The following is a 13355-nucleotide window of genomic DNA, read 5'->3' as shown; positions in this document are numbered from 1 at the left end:
AGTGCCTTTTATGGTACGTATTAAAATACTTAGCTAAATTACGTGTAACCAAGTAAATACTCAAATAGGTGCTGTTAACTTACATCACCTTTTATTCTTACACTCCAACCTGCCTAAATACTCAACTTCGCCAATATCAATGAAACCTATTAGGACTCTTTTTTGTTAATGCACAGTGCGTCGAAATCAAAAGAGGTTTATAACTTTATTAAAGTCGTTTTGGTATCACAACCCACTCTAATAAATAGCCTATTTAATTTGTTGTTTACATTAAAGTTCTCTGGTGTAAATTATAGAAATATAATATGGCATTTTAGTCAGCCGTAAATAGTTCGAGTGGTACTGAATAAGAGACTCAAAATAGCAAACTATTTATATATTTTTTGTGTGTTATATTTTTAGAGCTGAGTTAATTAAACTAATAATGGAGACATGGGTATGGAAATTAATAAATCTAATCAATCTATTCTTATTTTTGTAATTCCTTTATTAACTGCGTATTTTGGATCAAAAGTTATATTTCATTTATTTTCTTTTGAGTATCTTGTGTTTACAGATACTTTTGACATTCTAAAGCTACTCATTGATATTAGTGTATTTGGAGTGTTGTTCTATATTAGTTCGCTGGGCGTTGGTTATGTCATCAGAGCTAAAACATAAGTTTTTAATCATTAGCTGGTAAATTGCTAGCTAAAAAATCACAGCCAATAAAGCCTTAACAGCTTTAAACTGTATAATTTATATGGAGATAATAATGAAAAAATTAATCGCAATAGTAGCGTTGTTAGGCTTTGCCTCATTTGCACAAGCTAATGATAGTTTTGTAGTTAATGCTAAATTTTATGATAATAAAAACTTAATTGGTTCACCTGTTTTAGTAGTCAATTCAAATGAAGAGGCGTCAGTTTCAGTTGATAATTCGTATAGTTTTGCTCTTACAGTAACGCCAATTGATGATTTTACTGTTAGTTTAGCAACTGACCTAAAACTAGGTGGAAAACATATGGCTCCCTCTTTAGTTGTTGAACTAGGTAAAGAAGCAAGTATTAATATTGATGGTAAAGAACTGTCAGTTTTAGTAAGCAAATCAAGCAGCTAATAATTTAAAAACTAGGAATATAATTAATGAGAAACTCAAGAAATGAGATAGTAAAATATGGAGTCTCTTTTGGTACGGCCCTAGCAATTGCTATTTCATGGAGTGCTAATGAGTCTGTGTTATGGGCAATTTTGCACGGTTTTTTGTCTTGGTTTTATGTTATTTGGCATGTAATTACGCGATAAGTATTTTCGCGTGTGCACTCATTGATTATGTATATTTCGGTCAATGTTAATACTCGAGCAATTACCATCTAAAACTATTAAGTTAAAAATATAAAAGGAATAATTAATAATGAAAGGTGCGGGTGGAAGCTCTGGTGGTATTGGGCATTTTTTTATTGGTTTAATTATGATGTGCGGTGGCTTTTATATGCTGCTAAACGCAATTTCGGTGACCTCTAATTTTGGACTAAGTTCTCGCATTTATAGTGTTAATGCTTTAGGTGGCTTTGGCGTTACAGGCGGCATGGTTATGATCCCGTTTATTTTTGGTGTGGGTCTGATTTTTTATAATTCTAAAAATATTTTAGGCTGGGTGCTATCTCTTGGCTCGTTAACCGCACTAATATTTGGTGTTATATCGAGTGTTCGATTTAGTATGCGAACTATGACGTCGTTTGATTTGATCGTTATTATAATTTTAGCGTTTGGCGGTTTAGGACTGTTTTTACGCTCGCTCAAATCTATTGATACTTAAATAATTACCACGCTTTGTTTTAAATACAATTTTAATTATAGGCATTTAACATGATGTTCTAATGCCTAAGCTAATGCATTAATAATGTAATCCTTCCTATTTACTGCTTAACCAGTAACGTATTTTAAAGAGATTTATGTGAACAACTCAATACAGCTAAAACTAATTGCTACTCACTTATTAGCACAAAGAGAAGAAAACCCAGCGCGTTCAAACTTTCCTAAAGAGTTAGTACTAGACTCGACTGACGATGCAATAGAAGTACAAAAGTTGATGATTTATTTAAATGATCAAACTGTATATGGCTGGAAGTGTATGCTGCCTTTAGATGATGGCTCAATTATATTAGCGCCTCTTTTACATGCACCTATAAAACAAGCTGAAAATTGCCCACTGTATACAACAAACAATAAAGTGCTAATTGAACCAGAAATTGCATTTATTTTGCAAAGCGATTTACCAAGTAATAAAACCTATACAAATGAAGACGTAGATACTGCATTTGCCAGCGCCCATTTAGCACTTGAGCTTATTCAAAAAAGGTTTGATGAAGACACTCCAAGCACTCACATTGAAAAACTGGCCGATGGCCTATCCAATCAAGGCGTGTATTTAGGCCCGCAAATAGATAAAGCCAAAGCGTATAACGCAAGTACTGTAAATATCAACGTTAAGCAAACTGAGCTGGAGTTAAACTTGGCAGGTGTGCATCCTGCAGAACTTGCGCAGCTTCCTCTTTATTGGGCGGTTAATTACTTATCAGCAAAGGGAATTAACTTAAAAGCAGGGCAAGTGTTTATAACTGGTTCTTACTGTGGTGTGGTTGAGCTTAATACTAATGAGCAAACATGTATTACATATGAAGATTTAAATACATTTAATGTGACATTTTTATCCCATTAAGCGAAGTACTCATTTTAACGGTCATAATAAAAACAACCCACTAATTAGTGGGTTGTTTATATTTGGCTAAATTTTAATTATTTGATTTTAGAGAGTAGTGCGGGATTTATTACGAGATTTCGTACGCCGTGGGCATGATCTTCATCAAAGGTGTTACTTTCACACCATTTACCAACACTGTTTATATCAACCTTTGCTACTTTTGGTTTAACTGACCATGTTACTTGAAAAGGAGAGCCTGCTTCGTTGTAACTCGGGCCAGTAGTTGAACCGCTATAAACAACAGGTTTACCCGTATCTGTAGGTGTAGCAATAGCTTGATAGTAACCATTAACAGATGACACGGCGCTTATTTGAGCAAAATCAAGTGCGTTAGCATCGTTTACTAATACATATACTTGAGCTTTAACACGTAGTTGCGGATTTTTAATCGAATCACTTAAACAGTAGGGCCTGGTTTTACAATTGCTGACGTATGAACGTTATGAACCTCAATGGTATCGCCAACTAATAGCGCGCCGTGATCGCTTGGACAAATTTCAATTTTTGCTGGTTTACTTTCACTTTTAGTTAAAGAGCCTGAATATAAGTAGCCACTTTGAAAACCTTTTCCATTACCATTTCCTGCATATTTGCTAAATTCGCCACCGGCATGTTCAGCATTTTTATGAAAATGTATATTACATAAGTTCATATTTGATGAAGTTGGGGCATGAGAGAAAACTGCCGTGTTTTCGCCTTTATAATTATCAATATTGCGTGGAGATTGTGGCCCAAAACCTTTATTAGCGGTGTTTTTAGCAAGCGCTGCACGCTGTATTTTTATTATGTCGTCATTTACTATTTCGTGGTTAGCTTTAGCTGGTGTATTAAAAGATAGGATAGTGATTACAGCAGAAATTACACTTATTTGTGTTTTGATTGTCATTGAGTCAGTGCCTTTAAATTATTTTTTGCGTAACAATTAAGTTAACAGCTCTTGTTTTTCGTCAAATAATCCTAAAATAATTAGACTAATGCAAAACTATTTAATAGATAAATCGTATTTTAAAATAAGTGCATCTATATAGCGGGTGCGTAATGTATGTTGTTTTTCATGATCGGCGCCATGCCCTAACGCTTTGTTTAAAAGCTTCATGGCGGGGTGTAGTAGCGCTCTTTCTTCTTGGTTTAAACTCGCTTTACTGCGCAGTTCTGTAATGTCGTCAACTAATAGCCTGCCAATGTCTACCGAGACTATTTCGTCTATTAATCCATTTTGAGTAAGTACGCCATATTTACTGCATAAAAACTGTTGCCAAACTTGCTGTAAGTGCTCGTCTATTTCACAGCCAAATAGCTCTTCGCTAAACGTAAATCCTTGCTGAGCGAGTTTAGTTAGGCTTGCAGTATATTGCTGCGCAAAATAATTAAAAGCATGGCTTGATGATTCTATTTTTTGTTTTAAAAGACCTTGCCCCCAATTAACACAGCCGCGCGGATAATAGTCGTCATATTCTTCGCATTCATACAAACCCGAATATGAGCTGCAGCTAAGTTGACTTTTAATACAGTAACTTGGTTTGGGGAACACACTTCGCTCTTGCCAAGCTAAAAGTGTATCTGCATCTATGTTTAATGCTTGGCACAGTTCATCGGTGTTATAAAAATGAGTTGCTAAGTAGTCAGATAAACGCATAAAGCCTCTGGTATCGTTAAAAATAAAATACTGTTTTTATATACAGTTATTCATTTTGTATTACCAAACTCAATAACACAAGCGATTTTATAATTAAATGTGCGCTTATACCTCCAAAAATACTGGCAAGTATGTTACAAATAGCGCAAGTTTTATAAATAATGAATTTTTATGCGCACCCTAGACCAAATTAAACAAGCAAGCCTTATTACAGCTATTAAAACGCCATACTTAGCAAACGGTGAAATTGATCTCGCAAAGTACGATGAACTCGTTGAAATACAAATTGCAGCGGGCGTTGATGGCATTGTAGTTGGTGGCACAACAGGCGAAGGCCAGTTAATGAACTGGGAAGAGCATTTAATGCTTATAGCGCACAGTGCAAACAAATATGGTGACAAACTGGTTATTGTTGGTAATACCGGTAGTAACAACACCCGTGAAGCGATTAAAGCAACTAAATATGGCTTTGCCAGCGGTATGGATGCAGCACTGCAAATTAACCCATATTACGGACGTACGTCAATCGCGGGTGTTAAAGAGCACTTTAAACGCGTACTTGATATTGGACCTGCCTTTATTTACAACGTAGCCGGTCGCACAGGTCAAGACCTAACACCTGATATTATTGAACCATTAGCACAGCACTCGAACCTAATTGGTATTAAAGAATGTGGCGGCAATGAGCGTATTGCACGCTATGAGCAGCAAGGCATTGCGTGTTGGTCTGGTAACGACGATGAATCACACGACGCTCGTCATGTACACAAAGCTCACGGTGTTATTTCGGTTACTTCTAACCTTATTCCTGGGTTGTTTCGCCAATTAATGGATACTAAAAATGATGAGTTAAATACGTCATTACAACCATTAATGAGCTGGTTGTTCTGTGAGCCAAACCCTATTGCTATTAACACTGCGATGATGATGACAGGTGCAGTAAATCCAGTATTTAGATTACCGTATTTACCGCTTAGTGATGAGCAACAAAAAGTAGGTTTGCCATTAATAAATGAGCTTAACGAACGTGAAGTTGTCGGTGGTAAAGCACAGTTATTAAAACAGAATGAGGTATTAACGCTTTCTTGAGTTGATAATCAATATTTTAATGACTTAACAAACTAATTTTTAGCTTTTAATCCAGTTTAAAGCTAACTGTTGACTCGTTTTTGCTGTATAATTTGCGACCCTTGATAATGTGGCCGTAGGTTATACAGCATGAATTTTAAATCTTTTAGTTTCGCTCCTGAAATCATCCAGGCGTTGGACGAACTTAACTATCACACTCTTACGCCCATTCAGCGCGCAGCAATCCCTGCTGTTCGTAAAGGTAAAGACGTTTTAGCCAGTGCACAAACTGGTACCGGCAAAACTGCCGCGTTTGCTTTACCTATCATCCAAAAATTGGTTGAGTCTGAACTCAGCACAACGAATGCACCTCATGCGTTAGTACTTGCTCCAACGCGTGAACTTGCAGAACAAATTGCAAATAATTTTAGAGATTTTGCAAAGCATACATCACTTAAAGTCGTTAGTTTATTCGGTGGTGTTAGTACCGCCGGCCAAGCAAATGCTTTAAAAGAAGGTGTAGATATTGTTGTTGCAACCCCAGGTCGTTTATTTGATCATATTCGCTTAGGTAACTTGAGCCTTGCAAGTGTTAAGCACCTTGTTCTTGATGAAGCTGACCGTATGCTTGATATGGGCTTTATTGAAGACATGCAAAACGTGATTAAAAGCTGTGCAGAAGAGCGCCAGATTTTACTTTTCTCTGCTACTTTCCCTGCAGCAATTAAACAATTTGCATCTAAAGTATTAAAACAAGCTGAAATAGTGCGTGTTGATCAAACTAACAGTACAGCAAGTACTGTTGAGCATGTTGTTTACCCTGTTGAAGAACGTCGTAAGCAAGAGCTACTTTCTGAATTGATTGGTAAGAAAAACTGGCAACAAGTGCTTGTATTTGTAAACATGAAAGAAACGGCTGACGAGCTTGTTAAAGAGCTTAACCTTGATGGTATTCCGGCAGGCGTTTGCCACGGTGACAAATCTCAAGGTAACCGTCGTCGTGCTTTACGTGAATTTAAAGAAGGCAAAGTACGTGTATTAGTAGCTACAGAAGTGGCTGCTCGCGGTATTGATATTGATGGTTTACCTCGTGTAATTAATATTGATTTACCATGGCTTGCAGAAGATTACGTTCACCGCATTGGCCGTACAGGTCGTGCTGGTCGTCAAGGTCAAGCAATCTCATTTGTTAGCCGCGAAGAAGAAAACACTTTGTTTGAAATTGAAACGTTAATCGGTCAAAAAATCAAACGTGTATATTTAGAAGGTTACGAAGTGAGTAACCGTGAAGTACTCATTGATAAAATTGGTAAAAAACCAGCGCATTTACGCCGTACACGTTCTAACAAGTTATCAGGACAAGCAACCGGTGAAGCGAGAGCAGTAAATCGCTCACGTATTTCAAGCGTTCGTAAAAGCTTAAAAGGCGAAAAACTGTCACTTAAAAAGTCATAGTTAACGCTGTTTAGTTTAAAAAAACCTGAGTTTACTCAGGTTTTTTTGTGCCTGGTGATAACACCTCATCAATAATATTTGCGTATAAATAAGCCGCTTGCTCGTCCTCTTTATTTGCTATTATGGACAAACCAACCGGTAAACCACTTACTTTTCCGACCGGTAGGGTTATGTGCGTTGTGCCAGCAATAGCAGATAACGAACTACTACCGCCATTAAAATTATCACCATTAACTAAGTCTGTTTTCCAGGCTGGTGATACTGTAGGCGCTATAACAATATCAAGCTTGTTGTTTTTATATACATTAACAATGGCTGTCGTTGCTAAAGTGCGATAGCGTTCTTTAGTCTCCTGATATTTTTGTTTGTTAGTTAAATCAATGGCCTGCGATTGAACTAGGATGTCTTGCTCAAAGTGGGGCATTTCTGTATTTTTATTTTTAATATTAAAATTAATAAGTGCTTTTAGGCTTTTAACAGCCACTTGTGTTGGAGTGTTTGCGAGGTAATGATTAATTTCGGCTTTAAAGTCGTAAAGTAAAATATAGTATTCATCAACAAATAGCGTATCTAAGTTATCAGTAATATCTACATTAATAACAGTGTGCCCAGCCTGTTTTAATGCTTGTAACTGCTTGGCATAAAGGCGCTGCGTTTCAACTGTAAATTTATCGCTAGGGAGTGCACCAATAATAAGTGACGATTTTGATTTTAGATTACCTGTTTTTAATTTAAACCCTGTAGTTGTTGCATCAAGGGAGTCCTCACCTTGCAAAACTGATAAAACCAGCAATGCATCTTTAAGTGAATGCGCCATCGGCCCTACTGAATCTTGGCTACTTGAAAGAGGTATAACGCCTGAGCGTGATACTTGGCCCATACTCGGTTTTATTGCATAAACTCCATTTACTGAGGCAGGGCACGTAATTGAACCGTCTGTTTCAGTCCCTAATGCTATAGGCGCAAAGTGAAGTGCGACTGCCACAGCAGAGCCTGCACTAGAACCACATGGATTACGTGTTACATCGTGCGCATTATGTGTTTGTCCGCCTACGGCACTCCAGCCTGACGACGAATAGGATGAACGAAAATTTGCCCATTCACTTAAATTAGCTTTACCTAAAATTATAGCGCCCGCATTACGTAGTTGTTTAACAACAAAAGCATCATTATTAGTAACGTTATTTTTAAGTGCTAAAGAGCCAGCCGTTGTGGGAAGTGTGCCCTTCGTTTCTATATTATCTTTAAGAAGTACAGGTATTCCGTGTAATGGACCTGCCCAAGTGCCTTTGGCGGCAAGTTCATCTAACGTTTTAGCTTGAGCAATCGCTGTAGGCTCAATACTAATAACTGCATTGTATTGTGGGTTAAGTTTATTAATTCGGTCTATATAATTTTGGGTGAGTTGCTGTGCATTAATAGAATTATTTTTATATGCACTGTGGATTTCATCGATGGCTTTTAGCTCTTGTGCTTTAGCGTTAAAAATTGCTAATACACTAAGCAACGAAAAGGTAAATGTTTTGATCATTGTTGAGGTGCTTGAGTTGTTATTATTTTCTATACATTTAGCACAAAAAAACCTCACAAAGTGAGGCTTTTCGATAAACAGCTTAAAAAAGAGGTTTAAGCGCTTTCTAACATAGACAGTGCGACTGCTTCAGCTGCTTTAATACCATCAATACCCGCTGATAAAATACCGCCAGCGTAACCTGCGCCTTCACCTGCAGGGTAAAGCCCTTTGGTGTTAATACTTTGGAATGTTTTATCACGCTTAATACTAATAGGCGACGAAGTACGTGTTTCAACACCGGTTAATAAACCGTCGTTAGTTGAAAAGCCACGAATTTGTTTATTAAACGCTGGTATCGCTTCGCGAAGGGCATCAATTGCAAATTGTGGTAACACTTTACTCAAGTCAGTTAACTTAATACCAGGTGTGTAAGAGGGTTGTACTTCACCTAAGTCTGCAGATGATTTACCTTTTAAGAAATCTCCAATTAACTGTGCTGGTGCGTCGTAGTTGCTACCACCAAGCTCATACGCTTGCTCTTCAAGTTTGCGTTGTAAGTCTATTCCAGCAAGTGGATTACCAGGGAAATCTTGCTCTGGTGATATACCTACCACAATAGCGCTGTTAGCGTTGCGCTCACTTCGTGAATATTGACTCATACCATTGGTAACAACACGGCCTTCTTCAGAGGTTGCCGCGACTACTGTGCCACCTGGGCACATACAAAAGCTGTAAACCGTGCGGCCATTGTCGCAGTGATGAACAAGTTTATAATCGGCAGAGCCTAAAATTGGGTTTCCTGCATTTGTGCCAAAACGACATTCATCGATCATTGATTGTTTATGTTCGATTCTAAAACCGACTGAGAATGGCTTTGCTTCAACATAAATCCCTTTTTTGTGGATCATATCAAACGTGTCACGTGCGCTATGGCCAACGGCTAATACAACATGGCGAGTGTTTAGTTGCTCGCCATTTGAAAGCGTTAAACCTGTTACTTGCCCGTCGTCTAAATGAATATCGTCAACACGTGTGCTAAAGCGAATTTCGCCGCCAAGCTCTATTATACGAGCGCGCATTTTTTCAATCATGGTGACAAGTTTAAACGTACCAATGTGTGGCTTACTTACGTATAAAATTTCATCGGGTGCGCCTGCTTCTACAAATTCAGTAATGACTTTTCGGCCATAATGCTTTGGATCTTTTACTTGGCTGTATAACTTACCGTCTGAGAATGTACCTGCGCCACCTTCACCAAATTGTACATTTGATTCTGTATTAAGTGTGCGTTTACGCCAAAAGCCAAACGTGTCTTTTGTACGTTCACGTACTTCTTTACCGCGCTCTAATATAATGGGTTTAAAGCCCATTTGAGCAAGTAATAAGCCCGCAAATAAACCACAAGGACCAAAACCAATCACGACAGGGCGCTCTTTGATATTATTGTTAGCTTGGGCTACAAATTTATAACTTGTGTCTGGTGCTACTTTTACATGTTGGTCTTTTTCAAATGCTGCGAGTAGCTCGGCTTCGTTATCAACTTCTATATCGAGTGTATAAATAAGTAAAATAGCTGATTTTTTACGTGCATCATAACCACGTTTAAACACATTAAAACTGTGCAATTGTTCAGGTTGGATTTTGAGTTTATTTACAATTGCTTGACCAATTGCGTCTTCGTCATGATCAAGTGGCAGCTTTATTTCGGTTAAACGTATCATTTATATCTCTTTTAGGTGTCATAGCGGGGTATTATTACCGCTCACAATAAGGGGATGCAGGGCACAACGAGTGTGCAAACATTAGGCGCGCATTTTACGTTAAAATAGCCTGATATGGCACTTATTTATTGTATTTTTGGAGTGGATGGGTATGATCCACAACTGTTGTTCAAAATCTTAGGTATTAAAATAGTATGGCGTTTGTTGTCACCGAAAATTGTATAAAATGTAAGTACACCGATTGCGTATCAGTGTGCCCAGCAGATGCATTTTTTGAAGGCCCTAATTTTTTAGCAATTAGCCCGATTGATTGTATCGATTGTGGTTTATGTGTCCCTGAGTGTTCAGCTGATGCGATATACCAAGAAGATGAGCTACCAGAGTCTCAAAAAGAGTTTACTGAATTAAATGCTGAACTTGCACTGGTCTGGCCGCGCATTACAGAGGTTAAACCTGCTCCAGAGGACGCTGATGTATGGAATGGCATAGACGATAAGCTTAAACTACTCGAAACGTAATGTATAACAATTAGTTACTCCTTTATCATTAAATAGTTAATTTTTTTATTTCAAAGTATTAACAAATGTACCTGGATAAATTACAATCCTCAGCTTAAGTTGCTCCTTATGAGTAATTACAGTCTAAATGGATGTTTATGCAGTACTTTATAACTATAATAAAAAAGTTTACCTTCCTATTTTTAAGTTTTGCTTTATTACTTTCAAGCCTTGATGTAGCGGCTAAAAAACAGCAAGTATCCTTATCCCGTATTGATTCAAATATCACCGTTGATGGTGTTATGGATGAGGCGCACTGGCAAAATGCAACACGTGTATCTTTACTCTACCAAGATGAGCCTAACGAAAAAGGCACTCCTCCTGTAAAAACTGATGCCTTTATTTACGAAGATGGCACTAACTTATATGTTGGTTTTATTGCTGAGGATCCTAACCCTGAGCAAATTCGTGCATCACTTCGTGACCGCGATACGCTATGGGAAGACGACGTCGTTATTCTTGTTATTGATACATTTAATGATGAACGCAGTGGTTATGAATTCCATGTGAACCCGCTGGGCGCGCAAGGCGATATACGAATGACCGACACCGATGGGTGGAGTTCTGATACCTCATGGAATGCTATTTGGGATAGCGCAGGACAAATTAACGACAAAGGTTATGTTGTTGAAATGCGTATTCCTTTTAAAGCACTGCGTTTTCCTGAAAATAAAAATGAGCTAACGTGGGGTTTTTCTGTAATGAGAAACTACCAACGTGATGTGCTATATCAGCTATCAAATATGGGGTTTGATAGAAATGTGAAATGCAGCCTTTGCCAGTTTGATAAGTTAGTTGGATTTAGTGACATTGAATCAAGTAAAAATATCCAATTAACACCTACATTAACCACACTGCGTAACGATAATAAATCTGCGTTGCCAGGTGATTGGGATAAGGGTGATATAGATACTGAAGTGGGTTTAGATTTACGCTGGGGTTTAACAAAAGATGCTGTTTTAAACGCGACAATTAATCCTGATTTTTCGCAAGTAGAAACTGACTCTTTAGAGCTTGATGTAAATACAACCTTCTCAATTTATTACGCTGAAAAACGTCCTTTCTTTTTAGATGGTGCTTCTTACTTTAAAAGTAGCTTATTTGAGCTTTTATATACACGTACAATTGCAGAGCCTACTTTAGGTGCAAAGCTGACGGGTAAAACGGGCGATCATAGTTATGCGCTAATGCTAGCTGATGACGACAATAGTAATATTTTACTGCCAACGAATCAGGGCTCTGGCTTTGCAAGCTTAAACGAAAAAACGAATGCAGCCGCAGGGCGTTATCAATATGACTTAGGTCAGCAAGGTACTATTGGTATTTCAAGCACGCACAGAGAGAGTGATGACTATCACAACACTGTATTATCAGTGGATGGTAGCTACTGGTTTAATCAATCGGATACTCTTTTGTATCAAGTATCATCTGCTGATACTCGTAACTCTGAATTTTTAATTCAAAATTATAATCTATCCGAAACTCAATCAGATGAAGCTTATGCTCTAGAATTTACCCGCGATAAACGTGATTACAAATTATTTGCATCTTATGAAAATATTGGGCAGGACTACCGCACTGATTTAGGTTATCAAGCTAAAGTCGATTATGAAAAAGTAGGCTTTGGTGGCGGACAAACATGGTACAGAGATGAGTCTGATTTACTTACCTCATGGTCATACGAAGCTGACTGGGATAAAACGTGGGCGCAAAATGGCGACTTACTTGAAGAAGAATACGAAGGCTTTTTGAGTTTTAAAGGCCAAAAACAATCTATTTTTGAAATTGGTTTAGTACACCGTTATGAAAATTATAATGACAATTTTTATAATCAAAATATTGGTTACATTTATACGGGCTTTAAACCCACTAAAGATTTAAAGTTATCATTATATATTGAATACGCTAGCCGCATTGATTATTCAAATGAGCAATTAGGCGATGCGTTTGACACCCAAACCCAAATGGTGTGGGACATTAACGACCATTGGCAGCTCGATGTAAAACATAACTACAGCCAATTAGATAACCCACAAGGGGAGCGTGTATTTACAGCTAACTTAGTTGATTTTAGGCTTCATTATAAATTTAGTATGCGTTCAATTCTTAAGCTTATTTTACAATTTGAAGATATTGATAGAGACGAAAATGCCTACTTTTATCAAGTTAGCCAAATTAACAAAGACTATGGTAGTCAGCTTGTTTACTCATATAAAATTAATGCGCAAACACTGTTTTATTTGGGTTACTCAGATAGAGGTTACCAAGATGATTCACTTAAAAATATTGAGCGGGATCAACGTACCTTATTTACAAAAGTTAGCTATGCCTGGCAGCTTTAAATATTAATAATAACTTTATTAGCGATAATTCTTACTAGTTTGAGTAGCAATGCATAATGCGCAAGAATAATTTTTAAATGATGTACGACAGCGGAGCAAATGCGATAAAGGTTGAGTAAATATAAGTACTTAAAGCTGTAGTGGTGAGGCATAGATTAATGCGGCAAAAAAACGACAAAGCTTATATACCTAATGTATTAAATTTTAAACAATTGAAACGTTTTTGTTTATTTTTATTAATCCCACCTATACTATATGTAGATATAGTTAGTTAATCCATTATCGTTACAATTTTTTGTTATTCTAATGGCTTAGGGTTA

Annotated in this window: 11 protein-coding genes and 1 pseudogene; 8 read left to right on the top strand and 4 right to left on the bottom strand. The window is 37.3% G+C overall.

Annotation, left to right across the window (positions count from 1 at the left end):
* Positions 1-438: 438 nt before the first annotated feature.
* The 4 genes from JG479_RS17590 (at position 439) to JG479_RS17575 (ending at position 2701) form a co-directional block, all read left to right on the top strand.
* Complete coding sequence (locus JG479_RS17590) at positions 439-660, top strand: hypothetical protein (RefSeq protein ID WP_039487563.1); 222 nt, start codon at positions 439-441, stop codon at positions 658-660.
* Between the two features lie 94 nt (positions 661-754).
* A complete protein-coding gene (locus tag JG479_RS17585; RefSeq protein ID WP_039487564.1) occupies positions 755-1099 on the top strand; it encodes a hypothetical protein in 345 nt (114 codons plus the stop codon).
* 294 nt (positions 1100-1393) lie between these two features.
* Positions 1394-1798 (top strand): hypothetical protein, encoded by a 405-nt coding sequence (locus JG479_RS17580; RefSeq protein ID WP_002958658.1) that lies wholly within the window; start codon positions 1394-1396, stop codon positions 1796-1798.
* Positions 1799-1936: 138 nt separating this feature from the next.
* The gene (locus tag JG479_RS17575) at positions 1937-2701 is read left to right on the top strand and encodes a 2-keto-4-pentenoate hydratase (protein WP_200220602.1); all 765 of its coding nucleotides are present in this window, start codon (positions 1937-1939) and stop codon (positions 2699-2701) included.
* 77 nt (positions 2702-2778) lie between these two features.
* On the opposite strand, the pseudogene JG479_RS17570 reads toward JG479_RS17575, so the two are convergent.
* Both JG479_RS17570 and JG479_RS17565 read right to left on the bottom strand, forming a co-directional pair.
* Positions 2779-3629: pseudogene (locus JG479_RS17570) on the bottom strand (delta-class carbonic anhydrase).
* A 96-nt stretch (positions 3630-3725) separates the two neighbouring features.
* On the bottom strand, positions 3726-4379 hold the full coding sequence (locus tag JG479_RS17565) for a DUF6058 family natural product biosynthesis protein (RefSeq protein ID WP_002958653.1): 654 nt from the start codon (positions 4377-4379) through the stop codon (positions 3726-3728).
* Positions 4380-4550: 171 nt separating this feature from the next.
* On the opposite strand from JG479_RS17565, the gene dapA reads away from it, so the two are divergent.
* Together dapA and JG479_RS17555 are read left to right on the top strand one after the other, a co-directional pair.
* Positions 4551-5468, top strand: a complete 918-nt coding sequence (gene dapA / locus JG479_RS17560; RefSeq protein WP_138490423.1) for a 4-hydroxy-tetrahydrodipicolinate synthase — start codon at positions 4551-4553, stop codon at positions 5466-5468.
* A gap of 129 nt (positions 5469-5597) precedes the next feature.
* Positions 5598-6902 (top strand): DEAD/DEAH box helicase, encoded by a 1305-nt coding sequence (locus JG479_RS17555; protein ID WP_002958629.1) that lies wholly within the window; start codon positions 5598-5600, stop codon positions 6900-6902.
* 31 nt (positions 6903-6933) lie between these two features.
* On the opposite strand, the gene JG479_RS17550 is transcribed toward JG479_RS17555, so the two are convergent.
* Together JG479_RS17550 and JG479_RS17545 are read right to left on the bottom strand one after the other, a co-directional pair.
* On the bottom strand, positions 6934-8433 hold the full coding sequence (locus JG479_RS17550) for an amidase family protein (RefSeq protein ID WP_200220601.1): 1500 nt from the start codon (positions 8431-8433) through the stop codon (positions 6934-6936).
* A gap of 95 nt (positions 8434-8528) precedes the next feature.
* Complete coding sequence (locus JG479_RS17545; protein WP_182673551.1) at positions 8529-10136, bottom strand: NAD(P)/FAD-dependent oxidoreductase; 1608 nt, start codon at positions 10134-10136, stop codon at positions 8529-8531.
* A gap of 194 nt (positions 10137-10330) precedes the next feature.
* Here JG479_RS17545 and fdxA point away from each other — a divergent pair, with 194 nt between their 5' ends.
* Together fdxA and JG479_RS17535 are read left to right on the top strand one after the other, a co-directional pair.
* Positions 10331-10654 carry a ferredoxin FdxA gene (fdxA, locus tag JG479_RS17540; protein WP_002958626.1) on the top strand — a complete coding sequence of 108 codons (324 nt, stop codon included), beginning with the start codon at positions 10331-10333 and terminating at the stop codon, positions 10652-10654.
* Between the two features lie 137 nt (positions 10655-10791).
* Positions 10792-13035: a carbohydrate binding family 9 domain-containing protein gene (locus tag JG479_RS17535; protein ID WP_200220600.1), complete on the top strand. Its 2244-nt coding sequence runs from the start codon at positions 10792-10794 to the stop codon at positions 13033-13035.
* Positions 13036-13355 lie beyond the last annotated feature (320 nt).

It is taken from the genome of Pseudoalteromonas sp. LC2018020214, assembly GCF_016598755.1.
Taxonomy (GTDB): domain Bacteria; phylum Pseudomonadota; class Gammaproteobacteria; order Enterobacterales; family Alteromonadaceae; genus Pseudoalteromonas; species Pseudoalteromonas distincta.
Note: the sequence above shows the minus strand (reverse complement) of the source record. Positions and strands in the feature narration are given on the sequence as shown.

Excerpts from the sequence above, each read along its gene's own strand:
- JG479_RS17555 (WP_002958629.1), top strand. The coding sequence starts at position 5,598 with ATGAATTTTAAATCTTTTAGTTTCGCTCCTGAAATCATCCAGGCGTTG.
- JG479_RS17535 (WP_200220600.1), top strand. The coding sequence starts at position 10,792 with ATGCAGTACTTTATAACTATAATAAAAAAGTTTACCTTCCTATTTTTA.
- JG479_RS17550 (WP_200220601.1), bottom strand. The coding sequence starts at position 8,433 with ATGATCAAAACATTTACCTTTTCGTTGCTTAGTGTATTAGCAATTTTT.
- JG479_RS17585 (WP_039487564.1), top strand. The coding sequence starts at position 755 with ATGAAAAAATTAATCGCAATAGTAGCGTTGTTAGGCTTTGCCTCATTT.
- fdxA (WP_002958626.1), top strand. The coding sequence starts at position 10,331 with ATGGCGTTTGTTGTCACCGAAAATTGTATAAAATGTAAGTACACCGAT.
- dapA (WP_138490423.1), top strand. The coding sequence starts at position 4,551 with ATGCGCACCCTAGACCAAATTAAACAAGCAAGCCTTATTACAGCTATT.
- JG479_RS17545 (WP_182673551.1), bottom strand. The coding sequence starts at position 10,136 with ATGATACGTTTAACCGAAATAAAGCTGCCACTTGATCATGACGAAGAC.
- JG479_RS17590 (WP_039487563.1), top strand. The coding sequence starts at position 439 with ATGGAAATTAATAAATCTAATCAATCTATTCTTATTTTTGTAATTCCT.
- JG479_RS17580 (WP_002958658.1), top strand. The coding sequence starts at position 1,394 with ATGAAAGGTGCGGGTGGAAGCTCTGGTGGTATTGGGCATTTTTTTATT.
- JG479_RS17565 (WP_002958653.1), bottom strand. The coding sequence starts at position 4,379 with ATGCGTTTATCTGACTACTTAGCAACTCATTTTTATAACACCGATGAA.